Origin of the sequence: Streptomyces sp. NPDC093225, assembly GCF_044753805.1 — a bacterium.
Lineage (GTDB): Bacteria > Actinomycetota > Actinomycetes > Streptomycetales > Streptomycetaceae > Streptomyces.
Window position 1 is genome coordinate 95,881 of record NZ_JBIVNX010000019.1, and the last position, 22,182, is coordinate 118,062.

The window sequence follows — 22,182 nt, forward strand, 5'->3', positions numbered from 1 at the left end:
CGCGCCCCGCGGGGGGTGCTCTCGCGTGGGGCGCCGTACGCGTGCCCGAGCGGCCGGGAAGGCGCCCCAAACCGGTCCAGGACGGGTCTTCCACCCAGATCCGAGCCCTGGTTGAGCGGCGGGACCGACCGTTGGCGGACACCACCCTGACCCCCGGGGAGCAGGCCGGGCCGGCACACCGGCGGGGCCGACGCGGCGGCGCCGCGGTCCAGCCGTCCCCCGTCTCCTGAGCGGAGTGCTTCGTGAGCAGCGGACGTATGGAAGTGTGCCTTGTCGGCGCCGGACCCCGCGGGCTGTCCGTACTGGAACGGCTCTGTGCGCAGGAGCGGAAGTCCCCCCGCTGGGACCAGCTGACCGTGCACGTCGTGGAACCGGACCCACCGGGCTCCGGCCGGGTCTGGCGGCCCTCCCAGTCCCGGCACCTCCTGATGAACACCGTCGCCTGTCAGGTGACGGTCTACACCGATGCCAGCGTGGCCATCGAAGGGCCGCTGGAGGAGGGCCCGAGCCTGTACCAGTGGGCCAAGGCGCTGGGCCCCAGCGCGCTGACGCCCGGCACGGGCCTGCCGTACGACGACGAGACCCTTGCCGAGGCCCGCGACCTGGGCCCGGACACGTACCCCACCCGCGCCCTGTACGGCCAGTACCTGACCTGGGTGTTCGGCCGGGTGACCGCGAGCGCGGCCGCGCACACCACCATCCGCGTGCACGCCTCGCGCGCCGTGGCCCTGGAGGACGCCGAGCCCGGCGCGGGCCCCGGCGGGGCGCAGACCGTGCTCCTGGAGGACGGCACCCGGCTGACGGGCCTGGGCGCGGTGGTGCTCGCGCAGGGCCACGTGCAGGTGCGGCCGACCGACACGGAGCGGGAGTTCGCCGCGTACGCCGACCGGCACGGGCTGACCTACATCGCGCCGAGCAACCCGGCGGACGTCGACCTGTCCGCCGTCTCCCCCGGCGAGACGGTGCTGCTGCGCGGCCTGGGCCTGAACTTCTTCGACTACATGGCGCTGTTCACGCACGCCCGCGGCGGGCTGTTCGAGCGCGTCGACGGCCGTCTGGTGTACTGCCCCTCGGGCCGCGAGCCGCGGCTGTACGCGGGCTCCCGCCGCGGCGTGCCGTACCAGGCGCGCGGCGAGAACGAGAAGGGCGCGCACGGCCGTTACCACCCGCGGCTGCTGACCACCGACTTCGTGGCGGCCCTGCGCGCCCGGGTGCGGGACGGGGAGCCGATCCGCTTCGGCACCGAACTGTGGCCGCTGATCTCCAAGGAAGTGCGCACCGTCTACTACGAGACGCTGCTCGCGCAGCGCGCCGAACCGGCCGCGGTGGCCGCCTTCGCGGAGGCGTTCCTGCGGGCCGGTGAGGGCGGGGCCGAGGACGCGCTGCTCACCGCAGCCGGCATCGGCGACGACGAGCGCTGGGACTGGGACACGGTCGCCCGGCCGTACGGCGAGCGGACCTTCCGGGACCTGGCCTCCTTCCGCGGCTGGCTGCGCGGCTACCTCGACGAGGACGTGCGCCGGGCCCGGGAGGGCAACGTCAGCGGCCCGTTCAAGGCGGCCCTCGACCTGCTGCGCGACCTGCGCAACGAGCTGCGCCTGGCGATCGACCACGGCGGCCTCGACGCCGACTCGCACCGCGACGAGCTCGACCGCTGGTACACGCCGCTCAACGCCTACCTGTCGATCGGTCCGCCGGCCTCCCGCATCGAGGAGATGGCCGCCCTGATCGACGCGGGCGTCCTCGACGTGACCGGTCCGGGGCTGCACGTGGCCGCCGACGCCCTCGACCCCGCGGGCCCGGCCTTCGTCGGCACCTCACCGGACATCGCCGGCCTGCGGGTGCGGGCCACGGTGCTGATCGAGGCCCGGCTGCCGGAGATCGACCTGCGGCGCACCGCCGATCCGCTGATGGACCGGCTGCTGAGCACCGGTCAGGCCCGCACCCACCGTGTCGCGGGCGCGGACGGTTCGTCGTACGAGACCGGCGGCCTGGCCGTGTCGGAGCGCCCGTACCACCTGCTCGACGGGCAGGGGGCGCCGCACCCCAGGCGGTTCGCGTACGGGGTGCCCACCGAGGCCGTGCACTGGGTGACCGCGGCCGGCATCCGGCCGGGCGTGGGCTCGGTGACGCTGGAGGACTCCGACGCCATCGCGGCGGCGGTGCTGGCGCTGCCGGAGCCGCGCCCCGCGCTGCGGCTGCCCGGGGCGCCGGCGGTCGCGGCGGGGCGGGCGCTGTCCGGCAACGCGGGTGCGGGAGCGGTCGCGTGAGCCGGGCCGCCGACCGCCCCGCGGGCCCGGACACGGGGCTGCTGTCCCCGGTCCGGGCCGGCACCCCCGTCGAGGCCGCCGTCGCCGACGAGGCCTGGGTCCAGGCGATGCTCGACGCGGAGGCCGCGCTGGCCCGCGCCCAGGCGCGGTGCGGCACGGTCCCGCCCGCGGCGGCCGCCGCGATCACCGCCGCCGCCCGGGCCTCGGACTTCGACACCAGGGAGCTGGCGCTGGCCTCGCGGGAGACCGCCAATCCGGTGGTGGGCCTGGTCGCGGCGCTCACCGCCCGGGTCGCGGCCCGCTCGCCGGAGGCGGCCGAGTACGTGCACCGCGGCTCCACCAGCCAGGACGTCTTCGACACCGGCGCGATGCTGGTGGCGACCCGGGCGCTGCGGCTGATCGTCGCGGACCTCAGGGCGGTGGCCGGGGCCCTCGCCGGCCTGGCGGCCGACCACCGGGACACGGTGATGGCGGGACGCACCCTCGCCCTGCACGCCGTGCCGACCACCTTCGGGCTGAAGGCGGCGGGCTGGCGCCAGCTGGTCCTGGAATCCGCCGAGCGGCTGGAGCGGCTGGCCCGGGGCGGCCTGCCGGTCTCCCTGGGCGGCGCGGCCGGCACGCTGGCCGGCTACCTCCAGTACGCGGGCGACGACGCCGACCCGGCGGCCGTCCTGGCCGAGCTGGTGGCCGCGTTCGCGGACGAGACCGGGCTGGCCGCACCGGTGCTCCCCTGGCACGCGCTGCGCACGCCGGTCGCCGACCTGGGCGCGGCCCTCGCGCACACCGCCGGGGCGCTGGGGAAGATCGCCGCCGACGTGCTGGTGCTGGCCCGCACCGAGATCGGGGAGGTGGCCGAGCCGGCGGTGGCCGGACGGGGCGCCTCCTCGGCGATGCCGCACAAGCGCAACCCGGTGCTGTCGACGCTGATCCGCTCCGCCGCCCTCCAGGTCCCGGCGCTGGCCGCCGTCCTCGCGCAGTGCCTGCCGCACGAGGACGAGCGGTCGGCGGGGGTCTGGCACGCCGAGTGGCAGCCGCTGCGCGAGGCGCTGCGGCTGACCGGCGGGGCCGCGCACACCGCCGTGGAACTGGTCCGCGGGCTCACCGTGGACCCCGAGCGGATGGCCGGCAACCTGGCGGCCACCGGCGGGCAGCTCGTCTCCGAGCGGGTCTCCGCGGTGCTCGCCCCGAGGCTGGGCAAGGCGGCCGCGAAGGAACTGCTGACCCGGGCGTCGCTGCGGGCCGCCGAGACCGCCCGCCCGCTGGCCGAGGTGCTGGCGGAGTCCGACGCGCTGCGGGGGGTGCTCACGCCCGCGGAGCTGACCGCGCTGCTCGACCCGGCCGGCTACACCGGCACGGCCGGCCCGCTGGTCGACCGGGCGCTGGCCGGCTCGGCACCGGTGCCCCGGAAGACGGTGGGCCGTACCGCCTGCGTGGTCTGAGGACGGGATCGCGGTGTCGCCGGCCCGTTCACGGGCCGGCGACACCCGCGGCAGCAGGGCCGTGCCCCTTGGGGATCCGGTGCACGGCCGCGGGAGGCGGGGGCGGAGGCGGGGGGTCAGACGGTGCCGAGGCGGAAGCCGACCCCGCGCACGGTGACGATCCAGCCGGGGTCGCCCAGCTTCCCGCGCACGCTGCTGACATGGGTGTCCACGGTGCGGCGCGACCAGGAGTCGCCCCACACCTGCTGGAGCAGCTGTCTGCGCGGCACGACGGCGTCGGGATGCTGCGCCAGCAGGCACAGCAGGTCGAACTCCTTGCGCGTGAGGGTGACCGGCGTGCCGTCGACGGTCACCTCGCGGGAGCCCACGTCGATGCGCAGCCGGCCGTGCCGGAGGATCTCCTGGGCCGGGACCGCGGCGGCGGCCGGCTGCCACTGCACGCGGCGCATGACGGCCTCGATCCGGGCCATCAGCTCGCGGATCCCGAAGGGCCTGGTGACGTAGTCGTCCGCGCCCGCCTGGAGTCCGAGCACGCAGTCGATCTCGGACTCGCGGGAGGTGACGATGATGAGCGGCACCCGGCTGACCGACCGGATCGCCCGGCACACCTCCAGCCCGTCCAGGTCGGGCAGTTCGAGGTCGAGCAGGACGAGGTCGGCGCTGCCGTAGGCCTGCAGGGCCGCGCCGCCGTGGGCCGCCCTGGTGCAGGTGTGGCCGTGCCGGCGCAGCTGGTTCGACAGCCCGTCACCGGCGTCGGCGCCCACGACCAGGATGCGGCGCCCGGAGACCGCGGGCGCCGGCCGCGGGGCGGCCCCGCCCAGTACGTCGCGCAACGAGGTCTGGCCGAGGGCGCCCGGTGCGGGGGCGCTCTGGACGGGCCCCCGCTGGCCGAGCACGTGCGGGGCGGGCGGCCACGGGCCAGGGGATCCGGGGCTCGGCGGCCGCGCTTCCCGTACCGGCGGGCGGGCCCGCGTCCCCTCGTGCTCGGGGTGCGGAGCGGACGTCTGGTGCTCCGGCAGTACCTGCGCCTGAACCTGACTCATGCCTCCCCCGGGGGTCGTGGCGGGTCCGGACCGGTCCGGACGCCTCCGGCCCCGACGCTAGCGGCACGTGGTCGAATCCTGGTGCAGTGCCGGTCCACGGGTACCCGCCGCTCGCCGGTACGGTCCGCGGCCGGCACCCGCCCTACACCGCGAACACCTCGGTGGCGCTGTGGTTGGGGTCGCCCGCCCGCAGGTGCAGCTCGCCCGCCCCGGGGAGCATGACCACGGAGGCCACCGTCCGCTCCAGGCGGAAGTCCCCGTGGGCGGCGATGCAGACCGGTGGCCGGGACAGCACGCCGAAGTGCTCCTCCGGGGCGGCCTGCGGGCCGAGGCCGGCCAGCCCCTCGGCCACGGCCTCCAGCCGCTCGTCGGAGTTGACCCGGTCGGGGGCCGACTGCCGGTCGAGCGGGGTGAAGTCCTCGTGCAGGTAGTGGTTGGTGTGCACGGCCTCCCGCGCGGCGGGCTCGGTCACCCGCAGCTCGGTCCCGCACATCTCGGCGTACACCGCGCGCCGCCGGTCGCACAGCACCAGGTTGCGCGAGCTGGACAGGGTGAGCCCGGCCAGCATCTCCAGGGCCTCGTCCACGCTCCCGGCACCGTCCAGCAGGTGGCGGATGGCCAGATAGGGGGTGATGCCCGGCCGCCACTGGCCGTCGGTCACGAGGTTCAGCCCGATGGCCAGCCCGTCGCTGTTCATGCCCAGGTAGCCGAGCAGGCCCGCGAAGCTGAGCACCGTCACCCGGCGCGGCGCCCCCGCCCGGGCCAGCGACAGCACCGCGATGTGGCTGTCGATGTCCGCGTTGAGGTCCACCGTCTGCGCCAGCACCGGCCGGGCGGCCGGCCCGGTGCGCGCGTACGACGTGCAGTCCCCGGCGGTGGGCACCCCGGTGTAGCCCATCACCTCGCGGCGCAGCTGCAGCAGCCACGCCTCGTCCTCGGAGATCCCGGCCCCCGCGGCCAGCCCCGCCACCTCCTCGGCCAGGTCCGGGACCGCCGCCGCGATCGCCGCCCGGTACGCGGAGATCGACGGCAGCAGCCCGGTGAACGTCAGCGGCCCGTCGGTGAGGTGGTCCAGCCGTGCCAGGCCGTCGTCGAGGAACGCCCGCAGCGGGCCGGCGAGTGCCGCCCCGTGGGCGTGCCCCAGCTCGAAGGGGGTGCCGACGGCCTTCACGTACGCGACGCTCATGCGGGGGTGGCCGCCTTCTTCGGGCCTTGGGAGAGCGCGTCGAGCACCTGCGGCCACTCGGCGCGCAGGATGCTGTAGAAGACCGCGTCGCGGCGGCGGCCGCCCGGCATGTAGTTGAAGGAGCGCAGGGTGCCCTCCTCGGTGGCGCCGATGTTGCGCAGGCCCTTGCGGGCCTGGACGTTGAGCTGGTCCGTCTTGAACTCCACCCGCTCGGCCTCCAGCACCTCGAAGGAGTGCTGGAGCAGCAGCAGTTTCGCCCAGTGGTTGATGCCCTTGCCGCGGAAGTCGTGGCCCAGCCAGGAGGCCCCGATCTCCAGCCGGCGGTCCTTCTCGGCGAAGCTCAGCAGGCTCATGCTGCCCGCGATCCGGCCGCTCTGCTTGTCCCGGATCACGTAGACGGCGCGGCGGCCGGCCGTGTGCTCGGCGAGGTTGGACTCGAAGAACGCCTCGAAGTCGGCGTCGTCGCCGACGACCACGGTGAAGTAGCGCCAGATCTCCGGGTCCAGTGCCACCGCGCGGACGCCCTCCCGGTCGGCCTCGCCGATCGGGGTCAGCAGGACGTGTTCGTTCTCCAGGGTGGTGGCGACTTTCTCGGACCAGCTCATAGGGGGCTCCGTGTGGCGAGTTGCGGACAGAAGGTCAGTGTGGACGGCCGGGGAGACCGTTCCAAGAGCACTCGGTGATCACTCAGCCAGCTTGCGAAGCTGCTCCAACCGGGTGTGCACCACACCGTGGTTGACGAGGAAGTCGTCGGGCGTCCGGGCGCTGGTCTCGATGCCCTCCTCGGCCAGCGCCTCGCCGAAGTTCTGCCCGTACTCGGCGGTCTTGCGGGCCGCCGACTGCACCGCCCGGTAGGCCTGGTCGCGCTCGACGCCCGCCTCCAGCAGCTCCACCAGCACCGACGAGGAGCACACCAGGCCGTGGGTGGCGGCCAGCGAGTTGCGCATGTGGTCCGGGTTGATCCGCAGGTTCTCCAGGATCTCGGCGGCCTTGACCGTCTGGAAGTGCGCCACGGTCATCGCGTCGGGCAGCAGCACCTTCTCCACCGCCTGGTGGGCCAGGTCCCGCTCGTGCCACAGCGCCACGTTCTCCAGCGCCATGTTCGCGTACCCGCGCAGCAGCCGCGCCAGTCCGCACAACAGCTCGCTGCCGGTCGGGTTGGCCTTGTGCGGCATGGCGCTGGAGCCCTGGTACGCCTCCACCCGCTGCTCCTCCACCTCACGCACCTCGGTGCGCTGCAGCAGCCGCAGTTCCAGCGCGATCTGCTCGATGCAGGCGCCCAGCGCGGCCACCGCCTGCAGCAGCTGCGCGTGCCGGTCGCGGGACACGACCTGGCTGGGGGAGGGCTCCACGCCCAGGCCCAGCTGCTCGCACACGTACTCCTCGACGGCCGGGTCGATGAGCGAGTACGTGCCGACCGCGCCGGAGACCGTCCCCACCGCGACGGCCTCGCGGGCGGCCACCAGCCGCTCCAGGGACCGCTCGACGGCGAACGCGTAGCCGCCCAGCTTGTGGCCGAAGGTGGTGGGTTCGGCGTGCACGCCGTGGGTGCGGCCCACCATCACGGTGTCCCAGTGCTCGAAGGCCCGCTCGACCAGCACCGCGCGCAGCCGCCGCCCGGCGGAGAGGAGGACGTCGCAGGCCTGCGCCAGGGTGAAGCCGAGGGCCGTGTCGACCAGGTCGTAGCTGGTCATCCCCAGGTGCACCCAGCGGGCCGAGGACTCCGGCATCTGCTCCGTGTAGGCCGTGAGGAACGAGAGGACCTCGTGGTCCCGCTCCTTCTGGATCTCCACGACCCGGGACGGCAGCGGGGTCTTGGCCGCACGCATGTCGTCGAGGACCGCGGCGGGTACGCGGTCGAGCCGCACCTGTGCCTCGGTCGCGAGGATCTCCACGCGGACGTAGGTCTCGTACCGGTACTCGTCCGAGAAGAGGCTCGCCATCTCGGGCAGGGTGAAGCGAGGAATCATGGGACAGCCTTCGTCGGGTTGTGGTGGTGGTGGCCGACGGGGCGGCCACCGTGCGGGCGGCGGACGGTGGGGCGGCGGTGCGCGCCCACCCCGCGCGACGGGTTGCGGGGTGTCAGAAGGCCGCGAAGTACTCGCGCTGCTCCCATTCGGTGACCTGGCCCGGCACCGGCGCGGCGTGCCGGGCCCAGGCCTCGTACCGGCGCACCTCGCTCTCCTTGAGCTTGGCCAGGCAGGCGGCCAGCGGTTCGCCCAGCAGCCGGGCGGCCCGGCCCGCCGTGAACGCCTCCAGCGCCTCGCGCAGCGACTGCGGCACGATGTCGCGGCCGGGCTCCCGGCCTCCGGCCGGTCCGGCCGCGCCCTCCGGGCCCTGCGGACCCTCCAGGGACTCCAGGCCCTCCAGGCCCGCGAACAACTGGGCGGCGATGTTCAGGTACGGGTTCGCGCTCGGCTCGCCGATGCGGTTCTCGATGTGCGCGCCGGCGCCCGAGCCGACCACGCGCAGCATGGCCGTGCGCGACTCCAGGCTCAGGTCCACCCGGGTCGGGGACAGGGCGTGCTGCGTGCCCAGGCGCTGGTAGCCGTTGACCGTGGGCACCGAGAGCAGGAACAGGTCGCGCAGCCAGTCCCGCAGGCCCTCGGCGTACGCCTTGCTCGTGGGGGAGAGCCCCACCGAGAGGCCCTCGGCGCTGAAGACGTTGCGGCCGGTGGCGGTCTCCAGGACGGACTGGTTCAGGTGCCAGCCGCTCGGGTCGGCCCCGGCGATCGCCGGCTGCGACATGAACGAGGCGTGCAGGCCCCGGGCCGCGCACCAGCGTTTGGTGAAGACGCGGAAGAACAGCATGGCGTCCGCCGTGTCCAGCGCCGACATGGGGTCGAAGGTGGTCTCCACCTGCCCGGGGCCCATCTCGTGCTCCATCGACCGCACCGGCAGCCCCAGGCCGAGCAGGGCCAGGGCCAGCGGGTCGGTGACCGGGGCGACCGTGTCGTACGCGGCGTCCAGGTTGAACTGGTAGCCCGCGTTCATGGCGGCCACCCGCGGGGCCGGGCCCTGCAGGCCGAAGCCGTTGCCCTCGTTGCCCGGCTCGTCGTCCAGGCGGCGCGCCAGGTACCACTCGACCTCCAGGCCGAGTACGGGCGCCAGCCCGCGGCCGGCGTACCGGTCCAGCACCCGGTGCAGCACGTGCCGCGAGGACAGCGGGTGGGGGCGGCCGTCGCGCAGGTACTCGTCGCCGATCACCCAGGCGGTGCGCGCCCCCTCGTCGGGCAGCACCAGGAAGGTCAGCGGGTCGGGCACCAGCACGAAGTTGCCCAGGCCGGCGATCTCCTCGACGCCGATGCCGTGCTCGCCCCGGTAGTCCACCGCGGTGGTGCAGGCGGTGTCCTTCAGGAACGGGCCGGGGCTGTAGTTCATGCCGTTGCGCAGCACGCCCCGGAAGGTGCGGGCGGTCAGCGTCTTGGAGCGCACCAGGCCGTGCGGGTCGCCCCACACCAGGCGGACGAAGTCGATCCCGTCCAGTCCCGCCTCGATCCGCTCGGCGGCCGCGAGCCGGGCGTCGTCCCAGAGCCCGTGCTCGGCGACGAACGCGGGGCTCCCGACGCTGCCCTCCGCGGCGGGGGTCGACCATGACCTGGAATACATGACGGGGAGCGTCCTTTCGTCAGGGGCCGACGGGGGCCGCCGGGGAGGGGGTCGCCCCGGCGGGCCGCCGGGGCGTCGACTCGACGCGGGGCTAGACGCGGGGCTAGACGCGGGGCCGGGCCGGCTCGGTACCGGCGCGCTCGACCGGGGTGCCGGTGACGGACGTCCAGTGCCAGCCGGAGTCGAAGGCCGTCACCTCGGCCTGCTCCCCCTGCTCGGCGAGCGCGGCCGCCTGCTGCGTCATCCGGGCGATGAAGGCGGCCACCTGGTGCGCCGCGAGCATCTCCTGCTCGGTGTACGGCTCGCCGTCGGCGCGGACGATGCGCAGGTCCATGAACCCGTTGAAGGGCCGGCCGCACACCTCCACCGACTGGGGGCTGCGGATCGTGAAGCGCACCATGTTGTTGACGTGCCCGTGGTGGTGCTGGTCGGAGAAGTGGGCGATGTCGGGGATGGTGGGCGGCACGAAGTGGTCGCGCTCCAGGACCTTCTGGGTCCGCGGCAGGTTGCCGGCGATGAAGTGCCAGGAGTTGTACTGCATGCGCGAGGACATCGCCCAGGCGGTGTCGGCGAGCGTGGCGAGCGAGTCGCCGTAGTGCCGCCGGGCCTCCGGCGCGGGGACCACGCAGCAGAAGAAGTCCGTGATGCCCCAGGTGGTGATCTCGTCCCAGGCCTCCGCGCGCAGCGCGCGGACCAGCTCCGGCAGCGACCGGATGCCGCGGCTCATCGAGAAGTCGGCCTTGAACGCGGCGGTGGTCGCGGCGACCGCCTCGTACACGGCCGCCTCCAGACCGGTGCCGAACCCGCCGTACGGCCGGGCCAGCCAGGCCGGGTCGGCGTCGTCGGCGAGCCGCAGCTCGGCCAGCCGGTCGCCGACCACGGGCAGCGCGGCGCGCAGGTGCTCGGTGACCTGGCGGTCCCGGTCCGCGGCCACCTCGCCGTACGGGGCCGCGACCTTCTCCACCTTGTGGATCAGGGCGCCGTGGATCTCGCGGTACAGCTGGACGGTGCGGGCCACCTCGGGGCGGTGCGCGCCCAGTGCCGTGGCCAGGTCCATCAGCGCGTCGATGCCGGCGTCGGGACCGGCCGCGGGGATCCGCTCCCCGCCCAGCGCGCCGTTGTAGTTGCGGCGGGTGTGCTCCAGCAGGCGGCCCACGTTGTCCGGGGTGAGCTGCGAGCCGTTGGCCTCCTCGATCCGGCCGTACCCGGCCGAGCGGATGAGCAGGGTGATGCCCACGACCAGCAGGGCGTCGTGGTCCGACCACAGCTCCAGCGGCAGGCCGGCCAGGCTGCCGAACACGCAGTCCGGGTGGCCCGGCCACAGCGTCTTGCCCACGACCGTGTTGGTGTCGCGGAAGTTCGTGTACTGCTTGTCCTCGATGTAGAGCATGAACGGGGCGGTGCGCTGCGCGGCCTCGGTCAGCTGCGCCAGCAGCGCCGTGCGACCCTCGTCGCCCTGCTCCGCCAGCCAGCGGCGGCTGTCGGCCGCGTAGTCGGCGAACCGCTCCTGAGCCGTCGTCACCTCGTGCCGGTAGGCGTCCAGGTGGCCCTGGGTCCACGGCACCCGCAGCACGCCGGCGACCAGCCTGTGCTGCTTGGCGAGCGGCTGCTGGGACGGGACGCGGACGACGACCCGGCCGCCGGTGGTCAGGCCGATCTCCCCGAGGAACGCGGTGCGCTCCACGGAGTCCGCGACCGCCCCGGCCGGTTCCCGGGCGTCGCCGGCCAGGCCGGCGACGACCTTCAGCGCGGCGGCGTCCGCGGTGCGCAGGCCGCCCGCCTGGACCTCCGCGGGCACGTGCCCGTCGAGCGTGAGCAGGGTGTCCAGGGCCGAGCGCAGGTCGGCGGCGGCCGACGCCTTGCGCCACACCCGGGCCAGCAGCCCGGGGAACCCGGCGTCCTCCTCGCGCACCCGGTCCGGCTTGGGCGTGGCGCCGGCCGCCAGGCCCAGGCGGCTGGGCCGCCGGCTCTGGCGCTTGCGGGCGTTGGCGGCTCGGCGGGAGCCGTCGCGGTCTACGGGCGCGGTCATGCGGCACCTTCCCCGGTGAGTGCGATGTGGCTCCACATCGCGTCGTCGGTGGGCGTCCAGTCCTCGTCGACGTAGATGCAGTCGACCGGGCACTCGAGGACGCAGACGGGGCAGCCCGAGCACAGCTCGGGGATGATCACGACGTCGAGCCCGCGGTCGAAGATCGCGCCGAACTTCTCCGGACAGCTGCGCAGACAGGTGTCGCAGGTGATGCACTCGGACTTCTCGATGCGGCGCGGGGGCTTGCTCCAGTTGCCGTCGCGGCTGCGCGTGGCGATCCTCAGGTCTCGCCCGGACGGCGCATCCGACGAAGCGTTGTTTTCCACGGGCGGCATGGGACCCCTTAGACGTCGTGTCGATGACGGCTCGAACGGACGCTCCGAGCATCCTGGGGTCCTCTCGACCAACTCCTGAACCCCGGTCGGGGCGTGCTGGAGCGCGTCACATCCGACCGGGCGGCCCCGTCACTGCGGTGAGGGCCGGGAAACGAGAGGTGGGTACATGGACCAGCAGGAGTTCCTCGCAGGGCTCTTCGAGCAGCACCGGGGCCGCCTGTGGGAGGCGGCCCACCGGATGCTGGGCTCGGCACCGGAGGCGGACCGGGCCCTCGAGCGGGCGCGGCGGCGGGTGTCGGGTGGCGGCACGGACGGCGGCTCCGACGACGTCGAGGGCTGGCTCACCGCGGTCGTCGTCCGGGTGTGCCTGGACGCCCTGCACCGGCGGCGCGCGGCCGCCGCGGACGGCCCCCCGCGCGGGAGCCGGGACGCCGTCGCGCCGGCCGGGCAGGAGGCCCCGGACCGGGGCCGGCACCCGCGACCGGCGGAACCGGCCGGGTCCGCCGACGGGCCGGGCCCCCGCGGCCGGCTGGCCGACGCCGTCGGGGCGGCGCTGCTCGTGGTCCTCGACGGCCTCGACCCCGCGGAACGCCTCGCCCTCGTCCTCCACGACGTCTTCGGCACCCCGTACGAGGACCTCGCCGACGTCCTCGACCGCTCGCCCGCCGCCGCCCGGCGGTTGGCCGACCGGGCCCGCCGGCGGGTGCGCGGCGGCGTGCCGACCCCCGAACCCGACCTGCACCGCGAGGTCGTCGACGCCTTCCTCACCGCGGCCGGGGGCGGGGACGTCCGCGCCGTGCGCGACGTACTCGCCCCCGACGTCGTGGCGCGCAGCGACGCCGATCCCGTGCACCCGGGACGGCCGACCGCGGTCCGCGGCGCCGAAGCCGTCGCCCGGCACGCCTCGGCCTTCGCACGCCCGGCCCGCTCCGCCCAGGCCGCGCTGGTCGACGGAGCGCCCGGCGTCGTCGCGGCCGACGGCGGCGCGGGCTACCGGGTGATGGCCTTCGAGATCGAGGACGGCAGGATCCTCGACATCGAGATCATCACCGACCCGGTCCGGCTGGGGCACCTCACCCTCGCGCCGCTGGACTGACCGGTACGCGACCCGGGTCCCGGCCCCGCCGGGGCGTCCGGCGCCTACAGTGAGGGGGATGGACACCCTGACCGGCCTCCTCGACGGGCCCAAGGCGCGCGGCGCGTTCCTGCTCAAGTCGGTGTTCGACCCCGGCTGGTCGGTGCGCATCGAGGACCGGGCGCCGATCTCCGTCGTCACCCTGGTGCGCGGCACCGGTTGGGTGGTCCCCGACGGCGGTGACCCGGTCCCCCTCGGGCCCGGCGACGTCGCCCTCGCCCGCGGCCCCGAGCCGTACACCCTCACCGACACCCCCGGCCTCGCCCCGCAGGTCACGGTCGGGCCCGACCAGCGGTGCCACACGGCCGCGGGCGCCGACGTCAGCGAGTCGATGTCGCTGGGCGTGCGCACCTGGGGCGCCGCGCACCCCGGCGCCGACGCGGCGGTCCTGCTCAGCGGCACCTACCTCGCCCCCGGCGAGATCGGCCGCCGGCTGCTCGACGCCCTCCCGCCGCTGCTGGTGCGGTCCGTCGACACCGCCGACCGCACGCTCGTACGGCTGCTCGGCGAGGAGATCGACAAGGACCGGCCCGGCCAGGAAATCGTCCTGGACCGGCTGTTGGACCTGCTGCTCATCGGCGTGCTGCGCGGCTGGCTCGGCGACCCGGGCAGCGGTTCGCCCTCCTGGTACCGGGCGTACGGCGACCCGGTGGTCGGCCCCGCGCTGCGGCTGCTGCACGAGGAGCCGGCGTACGGCTGGACGGTGGCGGCCCTCGCGGGGCGCGCCGGCGTCTCGCGGGCCGCGCTGGCCCGCCGCTTCACGGAGGTGGTGGGCGAGCCGCCGATGGCGTACCTGACGGGGTGGCGCCTGGCGCTCGCCGCCGACCTGCTGCGCGCCGAACCGGACGCGACGCTCGCCCACGTCGCCCACCGGGTCGGCTACGGCAGCGCCTTCGCCCTCAGCGCGGCCTTCAAGCGCATCCGCGGCACCAGTCCCCAGGAATTCCGCACGCGCACCCCCGCCGTGGCGTCCGCAGCGGGGTAGCACCCGCGGTGCGGGGCGTCGCAGTGCATGGAATCGGCGGCTCCGGATCCCTAGCGCCATTCGAGCTGAGCGCGATGTGCACGCGCCAGGCTGCTGCTCGGTCTACACGTAGCGAGGTGCGCATGGATACGGCGGTGGAAAGGGCGATCGCGTGTATTCGGGAGCATTACGGTGAGCCCCTGGCCCTGGCCCGGATCGCAGAAAGCGCCCTGCTCAGCCGGTTCTATTTCACACGGCTCTTCAAGGAGGAGACCGGGCTCACCCCCGGCAGGTTCCTGGCCGCGGTCCGCATCCACGAGGCCAAGCGGTTGATCGAGCAGACCTCGATGAGCATCGCCGAGGTCTCCCGCGCGGTCGGGTACAACAGCCTCGGCTCGTTCACGAACTACTTCACGGCCAGCGTGGGAGTGTCCCCCGGCCGGTTCCGCCGGCTGGCGCGGGACGGCGGGGACGGACTGCCGGCCCCGGTGCCCGGCCCGTGGCCGGGACTGGGCGCGGTCGGCGGGACGATCAGCCTGCCGGAGGGTCTCGGGAACGCCCGGGTGTTCCTGGGGGCCTTCGCCACGCCCGTCGTCCAGCACCCGTGCGTCGCCTCGGCCGTCCTGGACGTGCCGAGCGGCCGGCCGTGCTGCTACTCCCTGCGGAACGTCCCCGAGGGGAGCTGGTACCTGCTCGCGGTGGCGGTGGCCGACGGACTCGGACCCGATCCGACGGCCCACCGGACCCCGCTCGTCGGGGGACGCGGCGTGCTGCCCGTGACGGTGACCGCCGACGGCGCCACCAGCGCGGCGGTGCGGCTGCGCCCGAGCCGGCCGACCGACCCACCGGTCCTGCTGGCGGTGCCCGAGCTCGTCCCCCCGCTCACCTTCGTGCCGCCCCCCGGGTGTCCCTCCACCGCCGCCACCCCGCTCGACGGCACCGACGACCGGCGCCGGGCCGCGGGCCACCTCCGGCTGGTGTCCGCGGCGCCCGCGCCGTGACGGCGCGCCCGCAGGTCACGGCATCATGTCCTGCTTGGTCTTGAGCCGCTCGGCGAGCTGGCTCCATTCCTTTCCGATGCGCTCGGCGATCGGGGCGATGACGCCCAGCCAGTGCGCCGGGACGGCGTCGACCAGCTCGCGCCAGCCGTCGTCCGGCTCGTTGGCGTGCAGCTGCATCCAGCGGAGGAACTCCCGGCCGCCCGCGGTGTAGCGGATGGCGGGATCGGTGGCCATCTTGGCCGCCACCGTCGTCCAGGCCGGAAGCTCGTCGGTGCGGTTCCTGCGCTGCGGCGCGCTGTTGACGCTCGGTGCCACCCGCAGCGGCACACGGGCGGCGCCGGCGGGATCCGCGCCGTCGGGAACGGCCGGGGCGGGCCGCGACGGTTCCCCGGCCAGCCGTACGGACCGCACGGGAGCGACGGGGCGGACGGAGTGGACGGGATGGACGGCTTGGACGGACCGCAGGGGCTGCGCCGCCGCGTCGGGTGTCCGGCGGCCGCTGCGCTCGGGGCTTTCGCCGCGCCGCAGCCGGGCGCTCACGTCGTGGACCGTGCCGAGCGACACGTCGGTCTCCCTGGCGACCTGACGGAGCGGGGCGTTCGGGTGCGCGGCGATGTACTCGGCGGCCCGCCGCCGGCCCTCGCCCGGACCCACCGGACGCCGCCTGCCGTCCCGGCCGATGCGCTTGCCGTCGAGCGGCGTTCCGTCACCCGCCCTCTCGCGCATCGACGCGATCGTCTTCGCGCTCAGTCCGGTGATGCCGGCCACGGCGCGGTCGGACCAGTCCGGGTGGGAACTCAGGACGCGCCGTGCTCCGGACACGCGGTCGGCCTTCGACAGCGGCAGTCCGTGCGAGCCGTTCGCCTTCATGGCGATGACGAGCGCCTCGGAGTTCGAACAGTCGACGAAGCGCGCCTTGATGCTGCTGTCGCCGCGCAGCCTGGCGGCCTCCAGCCGGTGCAGGCCGTCGATGATGCGGTAGCCGTCGACCTGGACCAGAACGGGCGGCAGCTCCGCCGAGCCGGCCGCGTCGACGAGGAGCTGGACGTGCGCGGCGTCCGTGCCGCTCTGGCGCAGGGAGACGCCCGCCGACAGCGAGTTGACGGGGACGTCGCGGGCCGGAATGTGCTCGAAGTTCTTCAGGTCGAATTCGCTGCGGGCCGACGCGTCGGCGTTCTCGTTCGTGACGGAGCCGAACGCGTTCGTGATCAAGACGGCCTGCGCGCTGCTCTGAGCCATTCCTTCACTTCCTCTCTGCTGCCGCTGCGGATGAGCGTCCCAGGAGGGGCTCCAGCTGCAGTCGAGGGGAGGTTGACGGTCCCTGGAAAGGCGAGAGAGCGGGTGTCCACCGGGCGGGCGGGCACCCGCTGCTGCGGGAGGGGCGCGGGAGATGTGCGCCGGGGAAAGGGGTCCCCTTCTGTGGTACCAGGAGGGTCGTTCCGTTCAGTAGGCGGCGGTCCGCCGGGTGGTGAACGATGGCCGCCGCTTCACGCACACGGTTATTTTCGACCGTGGTGACCGTCCGCGGAAGCCGTTGTTTCATCTGCCTCCTTTCCTCAGTTGAACCCGGAAACCCGTGAAGGTGCTAATGAATTCAGTCGTGAATGGATCGGCGAGCACGGGGCGGCCGGTGATCGGGATCTGTGCGCGGACCGCGCCGGTCACGTTCCAGGGCGACGACATGGTCGTCAGCTTCGCGCTCCAGGCCCACCTGGCCTTCCTGGCGGCGGCCGGGGCCACGCCCCTGCTGCTCCCGCTGCTGCCCGGCGTCGAGGCCCTGGCGGACCGGATCGACGGCCTGCTGATCCCGGGCGGCCCCGACGTGGACCCGGCGCTGTACGGCGAGGACCCGCACCCCGGCACGCGGGCGATGACCCCGGACGCCGACCGCGCCGAACTGGCGTTGATCCGGGCGGCACTCGACGCCGAGCTGCCCGTGCTGGCCATCTGCCGCGGCATGCAGCTGCTCAACGTGCTGCACGGCGGCTCGCTGCACCAGCACCTGCCCGAGGTCACGGGCCACGACGGCCACCGTCCGGACACGCCGTCCTTCACCCTCGGCCCCAACCCGTTGAAGCTGGAGCCGGGCAGCCGCGTCGCCGGTGTCCTCGACGAGGACGCGCCGGAGGCGGCCTGCCACCACCACCAGGCCGTCAACCGGCTCGGCGCCGGCCTCACCGCCACCGGCTGGGCGCAGGACGGGACCGTCGAGGCCATCGAGGTCACGGACCACCCCTTCGCCGTCGGCGTGCAGTGGGAAGCGGGATTCACGCCCGACCAGCGACTGCACCACGCGCTCGTGCGCGCCGCCCGGCGCCCGTAACGGGCCGTCCCCGAAGGCCCCGTGCGGTGGAACCCCGCCGCACGGGGCCTTCGCCGTGTGCCGTGGTCCTCGCGCTCGCGCCGGGACCGGGCCCGTCCCGGTCCCGGGCGAGCCCGGTCCCGGGCGGCTCAGTCCTGGACGAGTCCGAGGACGTTGCCGTCGGGGTCGGTGAAGGTGGCCACCAGCCGGCCGCCGCCGACGTCGGAGGCCGGCCTCTGCACCGTGGCGCCCGCGGCGGTCACCTCGGCGAGCTTCGCCGCGATGTCGGAGACGTGCCAGTAGGCCACGGGCGAGGTCATGCTCGGGTCCGGCACCAGGCCGATGTGCTGCCCCGCGACGTCGTAGCCGACGTAGTGGCCCCCGTCGGTCTGCGGCTCGATGCCGAGCAGGGCGGTGTAGACCGGTTTGGCCTTTGCGAGGTCCTTGACGGGATGCAGCACGGTCTTGATTCCCTGGATGGCGGATTCAGCCATGATCACTCCTGGGGATGGGGGGTGCTTCTGGTGCATTTGGGAGTAAATCGGACGGAGTGAAGCCTATCGGGTCGCCCTGCCTCCAGCCGGTTTCGAGCCGGTTCAAGGACCCCGTTGCCACGCTGTGAGCGCCGTGCATTCAGAAGGGGTATCCATGAAAAAGCTCGCATTGGTCACTGCGGTGGTCGTGACCGGCCTGTCGGTGCCGGCCGTCACCCCCGTGGCGGCTGCCGCGGAGGCCGTCACGCCGACCGCGGGATCGATCGCCTGGTCGCCGTGTCCCGACACCGACCCGAACCTCGGCGCGTTGCTCAAGGGCCTGGAGTGCGGCTCGGTGGAGGTTCCGCTCGACTACGCCCAGCCCGACGGCCAGAAGATCAAGCTGGCGCTGACCCGCGCCAAGCACACGGTCACCGACGACCTGTACAAGGGCGTCGTGCTGCTGCACCGCGGCCAGTGGCCGGGCCCGATCAGCCGTGACATGCCGACCCGGTACGCCAAGGGCACGAGCGGGCTGGCGAAGGACGTCGGCCCCGCCTACGACTGGATCGGCATGGACCCGCGCGGCGTCGGGGCCAGCGAGCCGTCGCTCGCGTGCGACGCGTCCTACATCAACCCGCTGCTGCCCGACCCCGTGCCGGACACGGCCGCGGACGAGCAGGCGTCCGTGGACCGGGCCAAGGCGTACGCCAAGAGCTGCGGCGACAAGTACGGCGACGCGCTCAACCACTTCACCACCAAGGACTCCGCGCGCGACCTCGACCAGATTCGGATCGCGCTGGGCCAGGAGCAGATCAGCTACTACGGCATCGACTGGGGCGCCTACCTCGGCTCGGTCTACGCGTCGATGTACCCGGCCCGCGTGAAGCGCATGGTGCTCGACAGCGTGCCCAGCCCCAGCGGCGTGGGCTACCAGAACCAGATGGCCAAGAACTTCAACGCCGAGCACAGCGGCGGGCTCTTCTTCGCCTGGGTCGCCAAGTACGACTCCGTCTACCACCTGGGCACGACCGCGGACGAGGTCGAGGAGAAGTACTACGACGCCCTGGACACCCTCCGTGCTGCGCCCGTCGACGGCAAGATCGGACCGGGCGAGTGGACGAACGTCTTCGAGCAGGTCGTCTACCGCAGCTGGACCTGGGTGAGCCGCGCGAAGATATTCTCCGACTTCGTGGTGCGCGGTGACGCGACGGCCCTGCGGGCCGACTCCCCGACCCCGGGCTTCCCGCAGCAGAACCGCGTCGCGATGACCAGCGCGGTCAACTGCACCGAAGGCCCGTGGCCGAAGAACTGGAACGTGTGGAGCGCCACCCTGGCCGGCCAGTACGCCGCCGGGAACCACCTCCTGACCTGGAGCAACGCCTGGTACAGCGCGCCCTGCGCCTTCTGGCCGGCGCAGTCCCAGGCACCGGCGCAGGTCGGCAACAGCAGCGTCAACATCCTGCTGGTGCAGCCGCAGTACGACCCCTCGCACGGGATGTTCGGCGCCCTCGACATGCGCGTCCGGTTCCCCAACTCCCGTCTCATCGTGGAACTGGGCGGCCACAACCTCGGCTCGACGCTGACGGCCAACAACAACGCCTGCCTCAACACCTACGCCAGCGACTACTTCCGGGACGGCACCCGTCCCACGTCGTGGTGGGGCATCGACGCCACCTGCCAGGCGGCCGCGGACCCGGTGCCGCCGACCGCCTGATCCGTCACCGGCCGGGCCCCGCATGATCCTCATGCGGGGCCCGCCGTGTTTCCTCAGCGCGTCGCGGAGGCCGACCGCGGGGCGTCCACCGGCTCGGCCGGCCGCGCCCGCCAGGCCGGCCGGGCGCTCGCGGTCGCGGCGGTGACCAGGACCGTGACGGCGGCGACCACGAAGGCCGCGGGCAGCGGGCCCGCGAGGTCGCACAGCGCGCCCATGACGAGGATGGACACCGCCACGCCCGAGGGCAGCAGCGTGGCCCGCAGCGTCACCACCGACGGGAGCTCCTCGTCGGACGCCGAGGCCAGCAGCCGGTTGTTGTAGTGCACGAACGCCACCTCGAAGAGCACCAGGAACAGCGCGTACAGCACGATCGTCGGCACCGTCCGGCCGACCGCCACCGCCGCCAGCAGGGGCACCATGGGCAGCAGCGCCCAGGTGGTCGAGGGCACGTGCGCGAGGTACCGCTGGGCCGGCAGGGCGGCGAGCGAGCCGACGAAGATCGCGACCGCCGACACCGCGACGAACACCCCCACCAGGCGGGTCCCGCCGTCCAGCAGGGTGAGCGGGATCACGGTGACGGCCACCGTGTGGAAGCCCTGCCAGAACGCCACCAGGAGGAATCGGGCGAAGAGCCTGCGCAGCACGGGGTCCTGCACGCGCAGGCGCGCGCCGGCCTTGGCACCCGCGCCGTCCCGGGCTTCGGCCGCGGCTCTCCCTGGGGCCGACGGCAGGGCCCAGGCGAGGAGCGCCGAGAGCGCCAGCGTGACCGCGTTCACCGCGATCAGGCCCCGCAGCGACAGGACCGACGCGGCCGGCCCCGCCAGTGCCGCCCCGACGCTGACACCGGTCAACTTGCAGATCTCGGCGATGGTGTTGGCCTGGTCAAGCCGTTCTGGGGCGACTATGTTGCGCAGTACGACCGAGGCGGCCGAGCGGGTGACCGACTCGAAGAAACCGCGGGCGACCACGAGCGTGGTGGCCACCGCGAGGAGCGCCCGGTCGGGCGCCACCAGCGCCGCGACGGTCACCAGCAGGCTCGCCGCCTCGGCCAGCCGGACGAGCCGTTCCGGGGCACGCTTGCTGAGCAGCCGGTTGAGCGGAGCGGCCAGCAGCAGCGCGGGCAGCCACGGCGCGCTGAGCACGGCTCCGGCGAGCAGCCCCGACCCGGTGGTGGACCCGACGTGCGTGGACAGGGCGACGAGGACAAGGAAATTGCCGCACGTGTTGACGAACAGCAATGCGGGCGTGAAATGCGGCGAGCGAACCCTCGCGAAAACAGATGTCATCAGCTCTTCCTCCAGGGTCGGAGGATGGCAGAGCTGAACGGATTTCGGCGAGCGGTGGGCCTGTCTATGTTGAACTCATGACAGCAGCCAATCAGACCAACCCGTGCATCGTGATGGTCGACGCCTACGCCGCGGCCCGTTCACTCGTGCTGGAATTCCTGAAGCAGGGGTGTTCCGTCGTCCGCGTGCAGAGCACGCGCGAAGTGCCGTTCGTTTACCTCACGGCGCCCCACGTCCCGGACGACTTCATCGCCGACATCATCCACGAAGGAGATCTGGCGGCCACCGCCGACGCCGTAGCGGAGTTCTCCCCGATCGCGGTGATCTCGGGCGGCGAGGTCGGGGTGGAGCTCGCGGACCTGCTCGCGCAGCGGCTCGACCTGCCCGGCAACGGCACCGAGCTCAGCGCCGCGCGGCGCGACAAGCACCTCATGGTCGAGACCGTCCGCGCCGCCGGGCTGCGCGCGGCCCGCCAGCTGTGGGCCACCGATGCCGACGAGCTCGCCGCCTGGCACCGCGAGCTCGGCGGCCGCGTCGTCCTCAAGCCGCCGCGGAGCGCCGGCAGCCAGGGGGTCTCCTTCTGCGACTCCCCGGAGGAGTCCGTCGCGGCGTTCCTGGCCCTCGCCCCCGCCGACGACGTCTTCTCCCAGCCCAACAACGGGGCCGTGGCGCAGGAGTACCTCGCGGGCACCGAGTACATGGTGAACACCGTCAGCCGCGACGGCCGCCATCACCTGTGCGACGTCTGGCGGACCACCCGCGTCAGCGCCAACGGCGTGGTCGACCTCTGCGACGCCCTCCTGCTGATCGACTCGGGGGAGCGGGTCGTGGAGTCCCTCAGGGAGTACGCCTTCCAGGTCCTGGACGCCCTCGGCATCGCGCACGGCCCGGCGCACGTGGAGATCAGGATGACCCCCGCCGGACCGTGCCTGGTGGAGGTCGGTGCCCGGATAGCCGGCGGCGGCATCCCGGCCAGTGCCAGTCTCGGCATCGGCGAGTCGCAGCTGGAGTGGACGGTCGAGGCGTACCTGCGCCCCGAGCGGTTCCACGCCCGTGCCGGCACCCCGTACGAGGTGCGCAGGTACTGCGCGATCGTCGGCATGGTCTCGCCGGTGGAGGGCGTGCTCAGCGAGTACCGGGGCATCGAGGAGATCGAGGGGCTGGAGAGCTTCCGCACCCTGGCGACACTGGTGAAGCCCGGTCAGGAGGTCCGCCGGACGGTCGACGACCTCACCTACCCGGTCATCGTGACGCTGCTGCACGACCTCGAGGAGGTCGTGCAGCGCGACCTCAACACGATCCGCCACCTCGACGGCACCGGGTTCTACGTCCTCGACCGCGGGGCGGACGACCGGAGCTCAACGTTCGACTGAGGAATCACCGCGGTCGAACG

18 protein-coding genes are annotated in these 22,182 nt (G+C 73.9%); 8 read left to right on the forward strand and 10 right to left on the reverse strand.

Annotated elements, in window-relative coordinates; translation table 11 throughout:
* Positions 1–242: 242 nt before the first annotated feature.
* Both ACIQCH_RS19325 and pcaB read left to right on the forward strand, forming a co-directional pair.
* On the forward strand, positions 243–2,270 hold the full coding sequence (locus tag ACIQCH_RS19325; protein ID WP_402582330.1) for an FAD/NAD(P)-binding protein: 2,028 nt from the start codon (positions 243–245) through the stop codon (positions 2,268–2,270).
* Complete coding sequence (gene pcaB / locus ACIQCH_RS19330) at positions 2,267–3,709, forward strand: 3-carboxy-cis,cis-muconate cycloisomerase (protein ID WP_402582332.1); 1,443 nt, start codon at positions 2,267–2,269, stop codon at positions 3,707–3,709. Before ACIQCH_RS19325 ends, pcaB begins: the two co-directional genes overlap by 4 nt.
* 116 nt (positions 3,710–3,825) lie before the next feature.
* On the opposite strand, the gene ACIQCH_RS19335 is transcribed toward pcaB, so the two are convergent.
* The 7 genes from ACIQCH_RS19335 to ACIQCH_RS19365 form a co-directional block, all read right to left on the reverse strand.
* A complete protein-coding gene (locus tag ACIQCH_RS19335) occupies positions 3,826–4,752 on the reverse strand; it encodes a response regulator transcription factor (protein WP_402582334.1) in 927 nt (308 codons plus the stop codon).
* Between the two features lie 142 nt (positions 4,753–4,894).
* A complete protein-coding gene (locus tag ACIQCH_RS19340; protein ID WP_402582336.1) occupies positions 4,895–5,938 on the reverse strand; it encodes a C45 family autoproteolytic acyltransferase/hydolase in 1,044 nt (347 codons plus the stop codon).
* Positions 5,935–6,543 carry a GNAT family N-acetyltransferase gene (locus ACIQCH_RS19345; protein ID WP_402582338.1) on the reverse strand — a complete coding sequence of 203 codons (609 nt, stop codon included), beginning with the start codon at positions 6,541–6,543 and terminating at the stop codon, positions 5,935–5,937. Before ACIQCH_RS19345 ends, ACIQCH_RS19340 begins: the two co-directional genes overlap by 4 nt.
* Before the next feature lie 78 nt (positions 6,544–6,621).
* Entirely contained in the window at positions 6,622–7,908 is a 1,287-nt protein-coding gene (gene purB / locus ACIQCH_RS19350; protein ID WP_402582340.1) for an adenylosuccinate lyase, read from the reverse strand.
* Positions 7,909–8,020: 112 nt separating this feature from the next.
* On the reverse strand, positions 8,021–9,547 hold the full coding sequence (locus ACIQCH_RS19355) for a glutamine synthetase (protein WP_402582342.1): 1,527 nt from the start codon (positions 9,545–9,547) through the stop codon (positions 8,021–8,023).
* 103 nt (positions 9,548–9,650) lie between these two features.
* Positions 9,651–11,576 (reverse strand): hypothetical protein, encoded by a 1,926-nt coding sequence (locus tag ACIQCH_RS19360; RefSeq protein WP_402582344.1) that lies wholly within the window; start codon positions 11,574–11,576, stop codon positions 9,651–9,653.
* Positions 11,573–11,902 carry an ATP-binding protein gene (locus ACIQCH_RS19365; protein WP_402582346.1) on the reverse strand — a complete coding sequence of 110 codons (330 nt, stop codon included), beginning with the start codon at positions 11,900–11,902 and terminating at the stop codon, positions 11,573–11,575. Before ACIQCH_RS19365 ends, ACIQCH_RS19360 begins: the two co-directional genes overlap by 4 nt.
* 175 nt (positions 11,903–12,077) lie before the next feature.
* Here ACIQCH_RS19365 and ACIQCH_RS19370 point away from each other — a divergent pair, with 175 nt between their 5' ends.
* The 3 genes from ACIQCH_RS19370 to ACIQCH_RS19380 all read left to right on the forward strand — a co-directional run bounded on the left by ACIQCH_RS19370 (position 12,078) and on the right by ACIQCH_RS19380 (position 15,011).
* Positions 12,078–13,007, forward strand: coding sequence for a sigma factor-like helix-turn-helix DNA-binding protein (locus ACIQCH_RS19370; protein WP_402582348.1), 930 nt, complete (start codon positions 12,078–12,080; stop codon positions 13,005–13,007).
* Positions 13,008–13,065: 58 nt separating this feature from the next.
* Complete coding sequence (locus ACIQCH_RS19375) at positions 13,066–14,031, forward strand: AraC family transcriptional regulator (RefSeq protein ID WP_402582350.1); 966 nt, start codon at positions 13,066–13,068, stop codon at positions 14,029–14,031.
* 134 nt (positions 14,032–14,165) lie between these two features.
* Positions 14,166–15,011 carry a helix-turn-helix transcriptional regulator gene (locus tag ACIQCH_RS19380; protein ID WP_402582351.1) on the forward strand — a complete coding sequence of 282 codons (846 nt, stop codon included), beginning with the start codon at positions 14,166–14,168 and terminating at the stop codon, positions 15,009–15,011.
* 15 nt (positions 15,012–15,026) lie between these two features.
* Here the strand turns inward: ACIQCH_RS19380 and ACIQCH_RS19385 are convergent, their stop codons facing one another.
* Complete coding sequence (locus tag ACIQCH_RS19385) at positions 15,027–16,250, reverse strand: ParB N-terminal domain-containing protein (RefSeq protein ID WP_402582353.1); 1,224 nt, start codon at positions 16,248–16,250, stop codon at positions 15,027–15,029.
* A gap of 361 nt (positions 16,251–16,611) precedes the next feature.
* Between ACIQCH_RS19385 and ACIQCH_RS19390 the strand changes: the two genes are divergently transcribed.
* Positions 16,612–17,334: a gamma-glutamyl-gamma-aminobutyrate hydrolase family protein gene (locus ACIQCH_RS19390; protein WP_402582354.1), complete on the forward strand. Its 723-nt coding sequence runs from the start codon at positions 16,612–16,614 to the stop codon at positions 17,332–17,334.
* Between the two features lie 128 nt (positions 17,335–17,462).
* Here the strand turns inward: ACIQCH_RS19390 and ACIQCH_RS19395 are convergent, their stop codons facing one another.
* Complete coding sequence (locus tag ACIQCH_RS19395; RefSeq protein ID WP_402582356.1) at positions 17,463–17,807, reverse strand: VOC family protein; 345 nt, start codon at positions 17,805–17,807, stop codon at positions 17,463–17,465.
* Positions 17,808–17,961: 154 nt separating this feature from the next.
* Between ACIQCH_RS19395 and ACIQCH_RS19400 the strand changes: the two genes are divergently transcribed.
* Positions 17,962–19,503, forward strand: coding sequence for an alpha/beta fold hydrolase (locus ACIQCH_RS19400; protein ID WP_402582358.1), 1,542 nt, complete (start codon positions 17,962–17,964; stop codon positions 19,501–19,503).
* Between the two features lie 53 nt (positions 19,504–19,556).
* On the opposite strand, the gene ACIQCH_RS19405 is transcribed toward ACIQCH_RS19400, so the two are convergent.
* The gene (locus ACIQCH_RS19405; RefSeq protein WP_402582360.1) at positions 19,557–20,789 is read right to left on the reverse strand and encodes an MFS transporter; all 1,233 of its coding nucleotides are present in this window, start codon (positions 20,787–20,789) and stop codon (positions 19,557–19,559) included.
* A 77-nt stretch (positions 20,790–20,866) separates the two neighbouring features.
* On the opposite strand from ACIQCH_RS19405, the gene ACIQCH_RS19410 reads away from it, so the two are divergent.
* Positions 20,867–22,162, forward strand: coding sequence for an ATP-grasp domain-containing protein (locus ACIQCH_RS19410; RefSeq protein WP_402582362.1), 1,296 nt, complete (start codon positions 20,867–20,869; stop codon positions 22,160–22,162).
* Positions 22,163–22,182: the final 20 nt, after the last annotated feature.